At 61.3% G+C, this 14,015-nt stretch carries 17 protein-coding genes and 2 pseudogenes; 14 read left to right on the forward strand and 5 right to left on the reverse strand.

From position 1 onward, the window contains the following. The first annotated feature begins 29 nt into the window (after positions 1-29). Positions 30-197 carry a hypothetical protein gene (locus tag ACFX5Q_RS29385; RefSeq protein ID WP_404283526.1) on the forward strand — a complete coding sequence of 56 codons (168 nt, stop codon included), beginning with the start codon at positions 30-32 and terminating at the stop codon, positions 195-197. Positions 198-293: 96 nt separating this feature from the next. On the opposite strand, the gene ACFX5Q_RS29390 is transcribed toward ACFX5Q_RS29385, so the two are convergent. The 5 genes and pseudogenes from ACFX5Q_RS29390 to ACFX5Q_RS29410 all read right to left on the reverse strand — a co-directional run bounded on the left by ACFX5Q_RS29390 (position 294) and on the right by ACFX5Q_RS29410 (position 4,236). Next, complete coding sequence (locus ACFX5Q_RS29390; RefSeq protein WP_404283528.1) at positions 294-422, reverse strand: hypothetical protein; 129 nt, start codon at positions 420-422, stop codon at positions 294-296. Between the two features lie 195 nt (positions 423-617). Further along, positions 618-1,793: a VTT domain-containing protein gene (locus ACFX5Q_RS29395; RefSeq protein ID WP_404283530.1), complete on the reverse strand. Its 1,176-nt coding sequence runs from the start codon at positions 1,791-1,793 to the stop codon at positions 618-620. 11 nt (positions 1,794-1,804) lie between these two features. Further along, complete coding sequence (locus ACFX5Q_RS29400) at positions 1,805-2,356, reverse strand: phosphatase PAP2 family protein (protein WP_404283532.1); 552 nt, start codon at positions 2,354-2,356, stop codon at positions 1,805-1,807. 69 nt (positions 2,357-2,425) lie between these two features. Beyond that, positions 2,426-3,710 (reverse strand): annotated as a pseudogene (locus tag ACFX5Q_RS29405) (MFS transporter). Next, positions 3,694-4,236, reverse strand: a complete 543-nt coding sequence (locus ACFX5Q_RS29410; RefSeq protein ID WP_404283534.1) for a Chromate resistance protein ChrB — start codon at positions 4,234-4,236, stop codon at positions 3,694-3,696. Before ACFX5Q_RS29410 ends, ACFX5Q_RS29405 begins: the two are co-directional and overlap by 17 nt. 237 nt (positions 4,237-4,473) lie before the next feature. Here ACFX5Q_RS29410 and ACFX5Q_RS29415 point away from each other — a divergent pair, with 237 nt between their 5' ends. The 13 genes and pseudogenes from ACFX5Q_RS29415 to ACFX5Q_RS29475 form a co-directional block, all read left to right on the forward strand. Next, positions 4,474-4,734 (forward strand): metal-sensing transcriptional repressor, encoded by a 261-nt coding sequence (locus tag ACFX5Q_RS29415; RefSeq protein WP_404283535.1) that lies wholly within the window; start codon positions 4,474-4,476, stop codon positions 4,732-4,734. Then, complete coding sequence (locus tag ACFX5Q_RS29420; RefSeq protein WP_404283537.1) at positions 4,731-5,777, forward strand: cation diffusion facilitator family transporter; 1,047 nt, start codon at positions 4,731-4,733, stop codon at positions 5,775-5,777. The genes ACFX5Q_RS29415 and ACFX5Q_RS29420 overlap by 4 nt, the downstream gene beginning before the upstream one ends. Positions 5,778-5,816: 39 nt before the next feature. Next, the gene (locus tag ACFX5Q_RS29425; RefSeq protein WP_404283555.1) at positions 5,817-6,530 is read left to right on the forward strand and encodes a nickel/cobalt transporter; all 714 of its coding nucleotides are present in this window, start codon (positions 5,817-5,819) and stop codon (positions 6,528-6,530) included. A 598-nt stretch (positions 6,531-7,128) separates the two neighbouring features. Then, positions 7,129-7,233 (forward strand): annotated as a pseudogene (locus ACFX5Q_RS29430) (CopG family transcriptional regulator); the annotation flags it as partial. Positions 7,234-7,405: 172 nt separating this feature from the next. Further along, positions 7,406-8,017: a DsbE family thiol:disulfide interchange protein gene (locus ACFX5Q_RS29435; protein ID WP_404283538.1), complete on the forward strand. Its 612-nt coding sequence runs from the start codon at positions 7,406-7,408 to the stop codon at positions 8,015-8,017. Next, on the forward strand, positions 8,014-8,541 hold the full coding sequence (locus ACFX5Q_RS29440; RefSeq protein ID WP_404283540.1) for a TlpA disulfide reductase family protein: 528 nt from the start codon (positions 8,014-8,016) through the stop codon (positions 8,539-8,541). Before ACFX5Q_RS29435 ends, ACFX5Q_RS29440 begins: the two co-directional genes overlap by 4 nt. A 13-nt stretch (positions 8,542-8,554) precedes the next feature. Continuing rightward, positions 8,555-8,878, forward strand: a complete 324-nt coding sequence (locus tag ACFX5Q_RS29445; RefSeq protein WP_404283541.1) for a hypothetical protein — start codon at positions 8,555-8,557, stop codon at positions 8,876-8,878. A 56-nt stretch (positions 8,879-8,934) separates the two neighbouring features. Beyond that, positions 8,935-9,624 carry an SCO family protein gene (locus ACFX5Q_RS29450; protein ID WP_404283557.1) on the forward strand — a complete coding sequence of 230 codons (690 nt, stop codon included), beginning with the start codon at positions 8,935-8,937 and terminating at the stop codon, positions 9,622-9,624. 63 nt (positions 9,625-9,687) lie between these two features. Further along, positions 9,688-10,476: a DsbA family protein gene (locus tag ACFX5Q_RS29455; RefSeq protein ID WP_404283543.1), complete on the forward strand. Its 789-nt coding sequence runs from the start codon at positions 9,688-9,690 to the stop codon at positions 10,474-10,476. 33 nt (positions 10,477-10,509) lie between these two features. Continuing rightward, positions 10,510-11,244: a cytochrome c biogenesis CcdA family protein gene (locus ACFX5Q_RS29460; protein WP_404283545.1), complete on the forward strand. Its 735-nt coding sequence runs from the start codon at positions 10,510-10,512 to the stop codon at positions 11,242-11,244. Between the two features lie 19 nt (positions 11,245-11,263). Further along, complete coding sequence (locus ACFX5Q_RS29465) at positions 11,264-11,821, forward strand: hypothetical protein (RefSeq protein WP_404283546.1); 558 nt, start codon at positions 11,264-11,266, stop codon at positions 11,819-11,821. Positions 11,822-11,998: 177 nt separating this feature from the next. Next, on the forward strand, positions 11,999-12,421 hold the full coding sequence (locus ACFX5Q_RS29470) for a hypothetical protein (protein ID WP_404283548.1): 423 nt from the start codon (positions 11,999-12,001) through the stop codon (positions 12,419-12,421). 1,019 nt (positions 12,422-13,440) lie between these two features. Then, positions 13,441-14,015: PAS-domain containing protein (locus ACFX5Q_RS29475; RefSeq protein ID WP_404283549.1), on the forward strand; the 575-nt coding region annotated here is incomplete at its 3' end.

Consider the following 14,015-nt stretch of genomic DNA (forward strand, 5'->3'; position numbering starts at 1 on the left):
CGACGAGCTGCAGCGCGCCGGCATGGTCAATGACCTCGCGTCAGCGCTGCGATTTCGCAGATTTCGTCGACACCATCGTCGGAAAGGTCGGTCGACTGGAAGAACTCGCCGCAAAGACACCGCTCGTTTGGGGCAATGGCGGCGCACGCCAGAAGATGGCGAAAGGCGGTCAGACTCCGATCAATTTTAAAGGCTGATGCCGGCGATAGGGTATGCATCTTCGCCGCGTGCACCATGGTAGTGAACTATTCCGCAGGAGCCAAATTTCTGGCGGCGTTCAGAAGTCTGCCGACCTAGGCGAAGATGATGTCGGCCAAAACGTTGAAGGCTGGGCGCGTAGGCTGGGCGAAGAACAAAAGATAGATGCCGATCGCGATCAGCACCGCAAGCATTAGCCAGAGAACGATATGCAACTTATCCATGGCCCGCCTCGTAATCGCCGCAGGCACTGTCGCTCAAGGCGGGATGCTGTCGCACCACGGCGATGCCCCGGCCCGCCCTTAGGTCGACATAGGATTCCAGACTGGGCCTACACGGGCATTTCGAGCGGCCGGTTGACCAAAAGATGCGCCTCGCGCAAATGCTTTGCATCTTATGCGGAATCCCGCAGTGACGTGTCACAAGACCCACCGGAAAGCCCGCCTGAGTTCCTCGACGCCATTCGCCTCATACCAGCGTCCGTGGGAAATGATCACGCGCTCGGGATTCCAGGCGATCATGCGACGAACGGCTAGTCGCAAAGACCTACGGCGCCGGAAGAAACTGAGTCGCATTTCGATGGGAGCTTTTCCGTCCGGGTCGGTAACACCGCCCAATTTCATAAGCAGTCTGTGGAACCAGTTTCGAATACGCTTTGGTTCGAAATTTTCGATCAGGTCGGTAAGGATCAGGGTCCGCGTGGCGCGATGAAAGAACGCCGCCTCCGTGACTATGTCGCTGCGGATCGTCAAGACATCGACTTCATTGGGCCACGGCGACTTGTCCCCCACCAACAGGCCATCGACGAAGATCTGGCGCTTCGCCCGCTCTGCTGCAATGAGCAGAACCATCGGCAATGCGAGAGCCCGTGCCTCGTGCTGCGACGGATCAAGCAAACTGGCGAGATTGCGGCTGAGCCAGGTGTCGTGGGCATCGGCCCAGGTCCGCAGCCGTTCCACACCAACAATGAGGAGGGGTATGCCGCGGCGCAACGTCCAGCGCACGACATGCAGAGCCAGCCAACCTGCTACGACCAGAACGATCAGCAGGATAGCCAGCGGCTTTGCTGCCGCACCGAAAATGCCGAAGGCGGCACCGACGAGCACACCGGGCAGGATATGCGACGGCGCCCAGGCGAGCGCCGACGCGACATTGACGGCATAGAACCGTCTCACCGACATTCCCAGCATGCCGGCGAGTAGGGGAATAAAGGCGCGGACGCCCGGTGTGAAGCGTGCGAGAAAAACACTTTTGTCGCCGTGACGTGCGAAAAACGCTTCGCCGCGCTCAATCAGTTCGGGGTGCCGGTTTAGAGGCCAGAGGCCAAGAATTTCGCGATGGTATCGGTGCCCGAGCCAGAATGAAAAACCATCACCAGCGATGGCGCCTAAAGTGGCCGCCGCCAGCAACGGCCAGAGCAACAATACGCCGCTCGGCACCAGGGTGCTGAGCGCGAGGATCACGGCGGTGCCAGGGATGACGACGCCGATGATCGGGATCGACTCCGAAAGCGCCAGGAGAAACACCGCCAGATAGGCCACTTGCGGGTGCGCCGTCAGCAATTCGACCACCGATGAGACCAGGGACGTCAGCATCCCAAGGCGTCCTATAGAATGCCGGTGACGAGGCGGTCGATGCGGGTGCCCTGCCAATAGACTGCGCGAACGGCGAAGGCGGCAATAACCCCGGTCAGCGCCCCTCCCAGAACGTCGCTGGCGTAATGGGTTCCGATATAGACGCGCGAGAATGCGATGAGCATGGCTGCAGCGACAAAGCACAACCCAACGCGCCGCATGCCATGCAGAAGGAACGCCGCCGCGATGGCAAAGGTCGCCGTCGCGTGGTCGGAAGGGAACGAGGGATCGCCGCTGCGGGCAATCAGGAGATTGGTCACACCGCCATCGTACGGACGCATCCGGTGGATGAAGAGCAGGATAAGCTGATTGAGGGCTAAGCCGAGAAGGAACGATAACCCCGCCGCGACAAGGACATGGCGGGTGTGCGGTCTGTCTGTGTGCCGCCACCATTGAACGGCCACGGCCAGCACCAGAAGTGGGACGCCGATCGTGGAAATCCAGATTATCAGAAAATCGACGGCCGCGCTTCGTCCAGCCAACCCGTTGATTGCATGTGTCACCGCGGCGTCGAGTTCATACATAGGCAGCTCCTAAGTTCGGTCTCCAGAGTCGGCGCATGTGCGCGCTTGGAGGCGATTGATGGATAAGGATCAGCGGGGTGGCGCGGTGTTCAGGACATATCCCGGTCCTCGCAGATGGCCGCGGATGGCAAACAATCCTGCCAGAGTCAGCACGGTGAAGACGGCTCCTGCCAGGAAGGTGCCTAGCGGCCCCGCTTGATCCCAAAGCGCGCCGGCGATCACGCTGGCGAGGAGCAGCGCAAGGCCGGTGACAAGGTTGAACACGCCAAAAGCGGTTCCCCGCAGCTCCGACGGCGAGGCTTCAGCGACCAGGGTCGCCAGCAGCCCTTGCGTGAATCCCATGTGCAGACCCCAGAACGTCACGCCGATGGCGAGCCCGATCACTTCCGGCGCCAGGGCCAAGACCAGATCGGCGACCAGCAGCAGCACCAGGCCCAGGATCAGGATCGTCACCCGATCCACGCGATCGGATAGAATGCCGATCGGATAGGCCGACAGCGAATAGGCGAGGCTCATGATCACCAGCACCGCAGGGACCAGCATCAGCGGCAGGCCGATGGATTGCGCCCGCAGGATCAGAAAAGCCTCACTGAAGCGGGCAAGCGTAAATACGGCGGCGATCGCGACCACCCACCAAATATGTCGCTCCGAGACGGCCAAGCTCGTCACGATGCAGGGGCATGCGAACGCGGCGCAATGCGTTCGACCGTTCGGGCTCCTTGACGGCGACGAGGATCAGTCCGACCGAAAGGAATGCCGGAATGACGGCGATCCAGAACACCGTCTGGAAATGATCGGCTGTCAGCCACATCAGGCCGATGGCGAGGAGCGGACCGATGAAAGCGCCGATCGTGTCGAGCGACTGGCGCAAACCGAAGCTCGCGCCGCGCAGGTGCGGCGGTGCGATGTCGGCGACCAGGGCGTCACGCGGGGCGCCGCGGATGCCCTTGCCGATCCGGTCGATGAAGCGTGCCGCGACCAACCATTCGACCGTGGGCGCCAACGGAAAGATGGGCTTGGTGACAGCCGCAAGACCATAGCCGAGCACGGCCAGAATCTTGCGCTTGCCGAGCCAATCGCTGAGCGCACCAGAGAACACCTTGGTGATCGAGGCGGTCGCCTCGGCGATACCTTCAATGATGCCAATGGTGAGAGCCGAGGTGCCGAGCACCGCCACCATGTAGACGGGCAGCAGGGCGTGGATCATTTCGGACGAGATATCCATTAGCATCGAGACAAAGCCGAGCGCCCAGATGCCGGCCGGGATACCTTGCCACGCTGAGGGACGGGTAATTGTCTCCGTCACTATTGGGGACCTCCCGCTGTCATGACCGGCCTTACCGGTTCTCGTCATGGGCGTCGAAGACGCGTTGTGCGTAGCTGTCGAGCAAAACCTCGCAAGCACGCAGTCGCTCGGCGGCTTCCTCGGCCAATGTCGCGCCGTAGAAATCGAGCTTCCTGATCTTTTCCAGCCAGCCCTGAAGCTTTTTCAGGTCGGTGTCTTCCTCCTCGAGTTCCGCATAGGTGAATTTGTTGATCGCGATCTCCTTGGCGATCTCGAGCTCGAAATCCGCGCACCGCCCGAGAAACTCGCGGTACTGCTCATCGCGATCGGCCTTGAAGCGCGTGACGACCTTGTCCTCCTGGCCTCGGTCGAGAGCGACCGTTTCCAGGATGACGGACTCGCCCCCCATCTTGGAAACATCGTTCTCAAGCATTTTAAGCCGGCGCACGTGATCATCGGTCTTGGGCAGCAGGCAGACGCCGTTCTGCAGATAGATCGCGCCCATGCCCTTCAACCTACGCCACAGCGCGATGCGCCTGGCGGCCGGCTCGGGTGGAACTTTGTAGGTCAGGAGAAGCCAGGAAAGAGATACCATAGCTTCTCAGTAATGTTACGGCCGTTGCAAATCAATAGGAACAAATGTGAAAGAGTGAAAGCTGCGACGCCTTTGTCGCGTCATCCATCGCACTCCTCCTTGGGCGTGATGCCGGTGGCCTACTGCTGCAGTTTCGCGCAGCCGTCCTTATGATCTCTGACGTCTCGTTCCGAACCGCCTACGAAAAGGATGTCCCTATGGCGCGATATCCTCCCCTCCAGGATAGGATACAGTCTTATGAAACACACGTCGCACCCTGAAATCATCACCCGCCTCAAACGGGCGCACGGCCATCTCGCAGCTGTCCTTTCCATGTTGGAAGAGGGGCGGGCGTGCGTGGAATTGGCTCAGCAGCTCCACGCTGTCGAGAGCGCGATCAGCAACGCCAAACGCGAGTTAATCCACGATCATATCGAGCATTGCCTTGATGACACCTCCGAAGCGGGGGGCTCGCGCAATGCACTCAAGGAGCTCAAGCAACTGGCGAAATATCTATGAGCGACAGCATGTGGACACGCATTCTCGACTGGGTTGGGTTTGATTCGCACGGACACGATCATAGTGGGAATAACCACGATCACGGTGCCCACGGCCACACCCACGGGGTCATCGACGCGACGATCGCGACAACGGACCGGGGGATATGGGCGATCAAATGGTCGTTCGTCATCCTGGCCATCACGGCGGCGTTGCAGATGGTCGTCGTTGTGTTGTCGGGCAGCGTGGCGCTGCTGGCCGATACGATCCACAATGTTGGCGACGCCACGACCGCGATTCCGTTATGGATCGCGTTCATGCTGGCGCGGCGCAAGCCTACCAAGATGTTCACCTACGGCCTCGGCCGGGTTGAGGATCTGGCCGGGATCATCATCGTCCTGATCATCCTGTTCAGTGCCATTGTTGCCGGCTATCAGGCCATTGAGCGGCTGATAAATCCGCAGACTGTGACGCATCTTGGCTGGCTGACGGCGGCAGGCATTGTCGGCTTTCTCGGCAACGAGGCGGTTGCGGTGTTTCGCATCCGCGTCGGTCGCGAAATCAACAGCGCTGCGCTCATCGCCGACGGCTACCATGCCCGCACCGATGGGCTCACCAGCCTTGCCGTCGTCGCCGGAGCCTTCGGCGTCTGGCTCGGCCTTCCACTAGCCGACCCGATTGTCGGGCTGCTCATTACGATTGCCATTTTCGGCATTGTCTGGCAGTCGGCGCGCTCGGTGCTCACCCGTATGTTGGACGGCATAGAGCCCGGCGTGATGGACGAAATCCAGCACGCCGCCGCGCATGTGCCGGGAGCGCGTATTGTCGATGCCAGGGCGCGATGGATTGGCCATAAGCTGCACGCTGACATTGCCATTGCCATCAATGAAGCCTTGCCCGTCTCGGAGGCCAGCAAGATCACGTCAGCGCTGGAAGACGAGCTTTTCGAGCACATGCCGGCGCTCGCGGTTGCCAACATCCGGTTTTCGGCCGAACATGAAGAGCACGACCATCCACACTCCCATGAACATGCTCATGGCGAACATGACGGTCACAAGCACTGACGGACGCAGCGAGCGGCAGGCTTCTGCTATTCTCGCATGATGTTTCAAACTCTTGTCGAATTTCAGCGCACGATCTATCTGACGCTCGGCGAGCAGATCAAGCTGCTCTCAGTGGCAGGCGACTGGCTGGCGTTTATGGCCTTCCTGCCGATGGGCGTCATCTTTGGAGCGGCCCATGCGTTGACGCCTGGACATAGCAAGGCTGTCCTGGCGACGTATCTTGCAGGTTCGGAGGCGAAGATCGGGCGGGGTTTGCTCGTCTCGCTCACTCTCTCCTTTACGCACGTCACGATCGCCGTGCTGATCGCGGTCCTGTCGCTGCCGCTCGTCTCGATAGCCCTCGGCAGTGTCGGCCGGGCGCCGCTGCTGGAAGATATCAGTCGCGGGCTGCTCGGATTAATCGGTATCTGGATGCTCTGGCGCGCTTTGAGCCACGGTCATTACCACAAACATGAAGGTGAGGCCGTTGGCGTCATGGCAGGCCTGATCCCATGCCCGCTGACGCTCTTTGTGATGACCTTCGCCATTTCGCGGGGCGTACCGGGTGCCGGCATTCTTTTTGCGTTCGTGATGATGATGGGGGTAGCGCTGACGCTGTCGATCGTAGCGGTTTTGTCGATCCTGTTTCGAGAACGTCTGATGCATTTTTTCGCGAGCCAACCGCGCCGGTTCGATACTATCTCCCGAACCATCGAAGGGGCCGCCGGACTTGCGCTCGCCGGCGTTGCTTTATGGCAGATCACGTCGAACTAAGGCTCGTGGCAAATTTGCATACCCCCGCCGCAGCCGTCGGATAGGTTCCATATGTCGACGATCTGCCTGCCGCTAAAACCGCGTTCATGGATCAGGTGTTTGCCAGTCCGCCATACACTTTCTAACACCGGCATTGGCAACCGGTTGGCCCTGGCGCCGGCGCAGCGTCGAGCCGGGGATGGTGCCGTCATAGGCCCACACCGGGGTATGCGGCCCATCCGGGCCGCTGAACCGGCCTGGCTCGGCGCGGTTCTGATCCGGCGCTCATCGATAGGGCAGCCAGTAACTATGCCCGGCGCATCGATGCGGAAACGGCAAGGCCCGTCGCCGCGACGAGAAGCCCGCGGATATGAAATGACTGAAATCGGAATTCACCCTTATGCCCTTTGCGATCTCGATCGACGGCGAGCCATCGATTGAGGCGCCGGAACTTAGCCGCGGGACGGCTGAAACGGCGTCAGACGAGAGCGCTGGGTCTTGCAGGGGATGGTTCGGGCAGGGTACTTCGCCCGAGCAGGAACGGGGTCGGCAGCGGCGATGGTTATTGCGCCGGCGGAACCATCATTACGGCAAGGTCTTGCGGCAGCACAGCGAACGCATGCCGGCGGGTGCGCCCGGCATGGGCGGCGAAAAAAGCGAAACCTGGACGATCTACGCCTTCACTAAGGACGGCAAGGCGCCGACCGTCTACGCGACAGAGTGAAAGGGCACGGCGATGTTGGCCAACATGCCAGAATGCCCGGCCAGGACCTGGCTCGCCATGATGTTCTTGTCCGCCGCCGGCATGCTTTTCCTGCTGCTTCTGGTGCTTACCGTCGCGGCGCTGGCGAGATACGTGCTTACCGGCCGCGGAATGTCGATCGGACGAGGGAATCATGACCAGCGGTGACGTCACCCGATCCGATGCGGAACCGCCGGCCATCCGGCACGCAATGCGGCGACGGCTTGCCGTCTTCCTGCCGGCGTTGATTTTCGCTGGCATGGCGGTCCTGCTCGGCTGGGGACTGACCCGCAACGCAGCGGATATTCCGTCGGCGCTGATCGACAAGCCGGTGCCAACATTCAGCCTTCCACCTGTCCAGGGCCGCACGCCCGGCCTGTCGAGCAGTGACCTGCGCGGCGAGGTCTCGCTGGTCAATGTCTTCGCATCATGGTGTCTGCCCTGCCGTGAGGAACATCCCGTGTTCATGCAACTGGCGGCAGACGGAACGGTGCCGTTGCATGGGATAAACTACAAGGACAGGCCTGTTGATGCCGCGCGATGGCTCGACACGATGGGCGATCCCTATACGCGCACCGGCGCCGATCTGAACGGCCGCGTCGCCATCGACTGGGGCGTGTACGGCGTGCCGGAAACCTTCGTGGTGAGCGCCGACGGCCGCATCGCCTACAAGCACATCGGCGCAGTGACTGAAGAGGCTCTCAACAAGACGATCCTGCCGCTCGTCGAGCGGCTGCGCGCCGAAGCGAAGGAGGAGCAACCATGAAGATGCTCGCCCTCGCCCTCCTCGGCGTGTTGCTCGCCGTGGCGCTGCCTACATCGGCGGCGGAGGCGCCGCAAAACTTCGCCGTTCTCGACGCGCCCGCAGCGGTGCCGGAGATCAGCTTCGCGGATGGCGCGGGCCAGCCGAGAACGCTCGCCGACTATTCCGGCAAAGTGGTGCTGCTCAACATCTGGGCGACATGGTGCGCGCCCTGCCGAAAGGAGATGCCGACGCTCGACCGGCTGCAGGCCAAGCTCGGCGGGCCGGATTTCGAGGTCGTCGCGCTGTCGATGGACCGGAAAGGCCCGGATGTCGTGAAGAAATTCTACGCCGAGATCGGCATTCAGCACCTTGCCCTCAACATCGACACTTCGGCCAAAGCCATGTTCGCGCTCGGCTCGGTGGGCTTGCCGATGACCTTGCTGATCAACCGTAGCGGCAAGGAAATTGGCCGGCTGATCGGCCCTGCCGAATGGGATGCGCCCGACATGGTCGACTTCATCCGCGGCCGCATCGCCGCCAAATGAGAAAGGAAATGACATGACGACAACAGAACGGACCCAGGCTCGGCAGGCACCGCCAAGCCGCGATGTCCAGTCCATCGTCCGCTCCATTTTCGGCGGGCGGCGCGGCCTGATAGCCGCCGGCGCGGCCATTGCCATCGCCAGCCTTGCCTTCAACTGGTCATGGCTGGTCGCAGCCGGCATCGCGCCGGTGCTGCTCAGCCTGCTGCCTTGCGTGGCCATGTGCGCGCTTGGCCTGTGCATGAACCGGGGCGGATCGTGCTCGACCGAGAACGTTACCGAGCAGCAAGGCGCCGACAGTCCGAAAGTGCCTTCGGCTGACATGAAAGGCAATGGCTGATGCTTGTCCAGGTTCAGGGCGAGCCGACGGCCCCTCGCGTCCAGTCGAGGGAATGGATGCGCGCGCTGCTCGGACTGGTCGCGCTCACGGTATTGGCCGTCGGCTTCGCGCATGGCGCGCGAGCACATTCGCTCGATGAAGTCGACGCCATGCTGCAGAGAGACGAGAAATATTTCCAGCAGACCGACAAGCCGACGCCAGATTTCACGCTGCGCACCGCCAACGGGCGCATCGTGCGGCCGGCCGACCTCATAGGCAAGGTCGTCGTTTTCCATTTCATCTACACCTCGTGCCCGGATGTGTGCCCCCTGCACGCCGAGAAGATCGCCGAGATCCAGAAAATGGTGAACGGCACGCCGATGAAGGACCAGGTCACCTTCGTCACCATCACCACCGACCCGACGAAGGACACGCCGGATGTGCTTCGCGACTACGGGCCGGCGCATGGGCTCGACCCGGTCAATTGGCTGTTCCTGACCACCACGCCGGATGAGCCCGAGGACACAACCCGCAAGCTGGCGGAAGCTTTCGGCCACAAATTCAGCCTGACCGATGACGGCTACCAGATGCACGGCATCGTCACCCATGTGATCGACAAGGAGGGCCGCTGGCGGGCGAACTTCCACGGCATGAACTTCGCGCCAGTCAATCTCGTCACCTTCGTCAATGCGCTCACAAACAATGTCGAGCGTCCGCACCATGAGCAGGACGAAGGCTGGCTGGCAAAATTGAAGAGCCTCTTTTGACGAGTTTTTCATCAGCGGCCAGTCGGCATCCGGTGGCCTGAACAGATGCAAGGGGAGACGAACATGAGCACAGCAGCAAAGCACCGACATCGCGGCAGCATCCTTGGCGCCCTCATGCTTGTTGGACTGACGGGATGGTTCCTGCTCAATGCAAGCTTTGAGGGGGCGCAGCGATCGGCGAACGCAGCCGGCGAAATGTCACAAGATCAGCTCGACCAGCGGATACACGACTATATCCTCGCGCACCCAGAGGTTCTCGTGCAGGCGCTGCAAAGCCTGGACCAGCGCCAACGTGAAGCGGAGGCAGCCCAGGCCAAGGCGGTGCTCAAGGCGCGCGCGGACGACATTTTCCGCGACAAGCAGAGCCCGATTGGCGGCAACGCCGAAGGCGACGTCACCCTGGTCGAATTCTTCGACTATAATTGCCCCTATTGCCGCCAGATGGCGCCGATCATGGACCAGACCGTGGCCGACGATCCGCAGCTCAGGGTCGTCTACAAGGAATTCCCCATCCTCGGCCCGGATTCCTTGTTCGCGGCCAAGGCAGCGCTCGCCGCCGACAAGCAAGGCAAATACACGGCGTTTCACAAGGCGCTCATTGGGTCCAGGACAAGGGTGACAGAGACGGTCGTGCTCAAGATCGCCGCCGAGGCCGGGCTCGACGTTGAGCGCCTGAAGACCGACATGCAGCAGCCGGACATCCAGGCGCTGATCGACCGCAATGTGGAGCTGGCCCAGGCGCTGAGGATCACGGGAACGCCGGGCTTCATCGCCGGCGACCAGATCTTTCCCGGCGCGACCGACCTTGCGACCCTGAAGAAACTGATCGAGCAGGCAAGAGCTGGCAAATGAGCCTGACGTCAACGATGGCGTGGTGCTGACCCCATGCCCGAAATTTCGAATATCGGCGTACTGGCCGCGTTCGCGGCCGGCATCGTCTCATTTCTTTCGCCCTGCGTTCTGCCCCTGGTGCCGGGCTACGTTTCATATGTTGCCGGCCGAACGCCAACGGATGGGGCGCCCGGCCGAAAGGCACGCTTGTCGGCGGCTGGATTGAGTCTCTATTTCGTGCTCGGCTTCTCGACCGTGTTCGTTGCGCTGGGCGCCAGCGCCTCGGCCCTCGGCCGGCTGCTGCTCAGCTATCACATGCAGCTCAACCTTGTTGGCGGCGCCGTCGTTATCCTGTTCGGGATCTTCCTGATCGGGCTTGTCCGTCCGTCCTGGATGATGCGCGAAGCGAGGTTTCACGCCGACATCCCCGGCGGCAAGGCGGCATCGGCCTATATCCTCGGCCTTGCCTTCGCCTTCGGCTGGACACCGTGCATCGGTCCGATCCTCGGCGCCATCCTGACCGTCGGCGCAGCATCGGCGACAGTGGCCGAGGGCGCGGCCCTGCTTGCCATCTACTCGCTCGGCCTGGGTGTCCCCTTCCTGCTTGCCACCTTATTCGCCGACGGCCTGGCGCGGTGGCTGAAGACGATGCGCCGGACCGGCTGGCTCATGCAGTTCGCGGCCGGCGCAATCATGATCGGCATGGGCTTCGCCATGATCACCGGCCAGATGTCGACGTTCTCGTTCTGGCTACTCGAGCAGTTTCCAATCTTCACGCGCATCGGCTGAACCGGGAAAGGAGTTCACCATGGTCCGGAGCCCAAACAGACGAATGGTTTTGAGCGGCGTCTTTGGCGCCGCCACGCTGACCGGCCTTTTCAAGGATTCGAATTGGGCAATCGCCGCCGACGATGCGGAATTGGCAAAGCGCTTCAAGGATCTGAGCCAGAATGGCAACAGCACCTGCTCGGCCAAGTTCACGGAGTCGATTGCTACCATGCCGGCGATGTCGCGGATCACAGGCTCGTGCTGCAGTCCGATGGAACTGAAGCGTTATGGCGACCAGGTGAAGGGGTTTACCAAATACCGCGACATCGCGATGATCCCGAGCGATCCGTACGACATCCCGGCCGGTATCGCCCAAAAGATGATCCCTTACTACGATACGAAACTCAGCGGCGACGAGCAGAAGGCCTATGACTACGCGATGGCCAATTCCGAGGAGAAAGGACCGTGCTGCTGCCAATGCTGGCGCTGGAAGACATATGGCGGGCTGGCAAAATACCTGATCCGCGAGCATGGTTTTGATGGCAAGCAGATCGTCGATGTGTGGGACCTTTCCGACGGCTGCGGCGGGGGTATGTAAACTGCCGAGGCGCGGCAAAACCACCCTAAGCTGGCGGAATTTACCGGCTGCGTTCTGAAGACCGCTGGCGCGGCGCGGCTTGCGCTTCTGGAATCCTCAGCAGCCTATTTGCGGTTGTGCTAATATATGCTCATCACGCACACTTTCGTGCGTGGGCCAACATATTGGGAGGACGCGATGAAAACCATGAATCGTAGATCTGCAATTGCTCTTGGTGTGACGGCCGCCGCGGTATCGCCTTTGTTCACCCTGGCGGCATCTGCAAAGACCAAGAAATACGGCCCGAAGGAAGGCAAGGAGATTGCGCCTGGCGTCAGAGTGGTTGAGGTCGGCACCGGCAACGCCGACATTCCCGCCTACAAGAGCATCTCGATTGTCGACGTGGTCTTTCAGCCCGGAGCACACGCGCCTCAGACCGTTATGGACAACGACATGGTGTGCACCATTACTTCCGGCGCATTCACAATCAAGAAGGCGGACAAGGAATTCAAGGTGAAGGAAGGCGACGTGTACACCTGCGCCAAGGGCAAGACTGACGAGGCGACGAACACAAGCAAGGAGGTCGGTGTGCATCGCCTCGCCGTCCTGATACCTGCGTAGGAATCCTCCGGCCGGATGATCGTCGCATGACATCCGGCCGCCGCTTTCTTGCCGCTAGTTTTCAGACTGCTTTCGATCGGTTCATAGCCCTATATGTCTCTTCGCCTTGCTCCCGAACCTGAGCTTCGCGGCCTCGGCGAGGCTGGCGCTTCTGGACCCAGTGCCACGTGATTGAACGACCGACGGCGACTGCAACTACCTCCTGCCCCAGGTCAACGTTGGCGACCAGTCTTGACGGACTGGCGAAATACCTGATCCGCGAGCACGGCTTGATCGGAAAGCAGATCGTGGATGTGGAACCTTTCCGACGTTGCGGCGGGGGTGCGTAGAATTGCCGAGGCACACGGCCTTCTCGCCCCGTCAATCGGAATTTACTCGACGCGGGCCGCCCGAAAGTGGGGTCATACTCCACCGAGGTTAAGCTCCCTGCCGCCATCGATGGGTGACTGACGTTTAGGGGCGAAGCATGATGGGCCGCTGCGGCATGACGGGGCGGCGTTCCCATCCAAAGCGCGACAGCCAAAGGGAACGTCCTGTGCCGAGCTGCCTGCTCCCAGGCAACCCTGTGCAGCGGGGGCAAGGTCGTTCGTGCGGTCGTAGCGCGGCGGTTTGGCGTATCGGTGTTCGTCGACCGGGCCCCACCTCCAAGGGTAGGAGCCACAGCCGCTGGACCGCGACCCAGCGGGGCGGTGTGCCTACAAGACGCTCAACCTTGTCGAACCAGCCGGTCCGAGGCGCCAGCAAATTCCCTCCTAACCTGAGGGCAGGGCGCCTGGAAAGGGTCAGCCGCGGCGGTCTGCCGCTCCGGGGCGTTTTCCCATAACCGCTCCCCCTCCCGGTCAAAAGACGCGACCCGCAGCCCATTAATGCCGTCCAAGTCTTGACCATGGTCCGAAGCTCTGCAGGGCCAAGGTCGTAGGGTCGGGGGGGACACCTCCCGGATGCTGAGGCGGCTTGACGGATACCCCTCTCAACAGCCGGGTAGTATTGCAGATATCCAATTCTGATAGCCTTAAGTATTGAGACCGATTCATCCGCAGTTAACACATTTTGGCCAGTATCAGTTATATGCGCGCTTTCAGTCAGAAAGCGAGTTCGCTTGGCTTTCTCCAAGCGTCGAATCGGAGGAACTCTGTATGGTCACAAAACCATCCAGGCGAGCCGCCGAGGCACCTGAGTCGACCAATCTCGCCGCGCTGACAAAACTGGCGTCGGCTTCGTATGAAATCCTCGAGCGCGAACTTCGCGCCACGATCGCGGCGCTCGAAAGCCAGGCGCTGCGATTCGAGACGGCAATCGACAATGTCTCTCAAGGCATCTGCTTTTTTGGTGTCGACGAACGGCTGATCCTGTGCAACCGGCGCTATGCGGAAATTTACCGCATTGCCCCCGATGAACTGCAGCCAGGCTTGACGCTGGGCGAAATCGTCGAGCGCCGCGTGGCCGCCGGGACGTCGGCGATGCCGACCGACGCTTATCTGACGATGGCGCGGTCGGTCAATTCAAGCAATGCCTCGAGGATCTGGAGCGCCAAGCTCGCCGATGGTCGGACAATCCAGATCTGCCATCAGCCGATGCCGGACGGGAGCTGGGT

The sequence above is a fragment of the Mesorhizobium sp. IMUNJ 23033 genome, assembly GCF_044778005.1.
GTDB lineage: Bacteria > Pseudomonadota > Alphaproteobacteria > Rhizobiales > Rhizobiaceae > Mesorhizobium > Mesorhizobium amorphae_A.

What these genes read in the sequence shown, in the direction of transcription:
- ACFX5Q_RS29385 (WP_404283526.1), top strand. Translation starts at nt 30, where the DNA reads ATGACCTCGCGTCAGCGCTGCGATTTCGCAGATTTCGTCGACACCATC.
- ACFX5Q_RS29415 (WP_404283535.1), top strand. Translation starts at nt 4,474, where the DNA reads ATGAAACACACGTCGCACCCTGAAATCATCACCCGCCTCAAACGGGCG.
- ACFX5Q_RS29410 (WP_404283534.1), bottom strand. Translation starts at nt 4,236, where the DNA reads ATGGTATCTCTTTCCTGGCTTCTCCTGACCTACAAAGTTCCACCCGAG.
- ACFX5Q_RS29390 (WP_404283528.1), bottom strand. Translation starts at nt 422, where the DNA reads ATGGATAAGTTGCATATCGTTCTCTGGCTAATGCTTGCGGTGCTGATC.
- ACFX5Q_RS29425 (WP_404283555.1), top strand. Translation starts at nt 5,817, where the DNA reads ATGTTTCAAACTCTTGTCGAATTTCAGCGCACGATCTATCTGACGCTC.
- ACFX5Q_RS29420 (WP_404283537.1), top strand. Translation starts at nt 4,731, where the DNA reads ATGAGCGACAGCATGTGGACACGCATTCTCGACTGGGTTGGGTTTGAT.
- ACFX5Q_RS29450 (WP_404283557.1), top strand. Translation starts at nt 8,935, where the DNA reads ATGCGCGCGCTGCTCGGACTGGTCGCGCTCACGGTATTGGCCGTCGGC.
- ACFX5Q_RS29465 (WP_404283546.1), top strand. Translation starts at nt 11,264, where the DNA reads ATGGTCCGGAGCCCAAACAGACGAATGGTTTTGAGCGGCGTCTTTGGC.
- ACFX5Q_RS29470 (WP_404283548.1), top strand. Translation starts at nt 11,999, where the DNA reads ATGAAAACCATGAATCGTAGATCTGCAATTGCTCTTGGTGTGACGGCC.
- ACFX5Q_RS29395 (WP_404283530.1), bottom strand. Translation starts at nt 1,793, where the DNA reads ATGCTGACGTCCCTGGTCTCATCGGTGGTCGAATTGCTGACGGCGCAC.
- ACFX5Q_RS29455 (WP_404283543.1), top strand. Translation starts at nt 9,688, where the DNA reads ATGAGCACAGCAGCAAAGCACCGACATCGCGGCAGCATCCTTGGCGCC.
- ACFX5Q_RS29400 (WP_404283532.1), bottom strand. Translation starts at nt 2,356, where the DNA reads ATGTATGAACTCGACGCCGCGGTGACACATGCAATCAACGGGTTGGCT.
- ACFX5Q_RS29460 (WP_404283545.1), top strand. Translation starts at nt 10,510, where the DNA reads ATGCCCGAAATTTCGAATATCGGCGTACTGGCCGCGTTCGCGGCCGGC.
- ACFX5Q_RS29445 (WP_404283541.1), top strand. Translation starts at nt 8,555, where the DNA reads ATGACGACAACAGAACGGACCCAGGCTCGGCAGGCACCGCCAAGCCGC.
- ACFX5Q_RS29440 (WP_404283540.1), top strand. Translation starts at nt 8,014, where the DNA reads ATGAAGATGCTCGCCCTCGCCCTCCTCGGCGTGTTGCTCGCCGTGGCG.
- ACFX5Q_RS29435 (WP_404283538.1), top strand. Translation starts at nt 7,406, where the DNA reads ATGACCAGCGGTGACGTCACCCGATCCGATGCGGAACCGCCGGCCATC.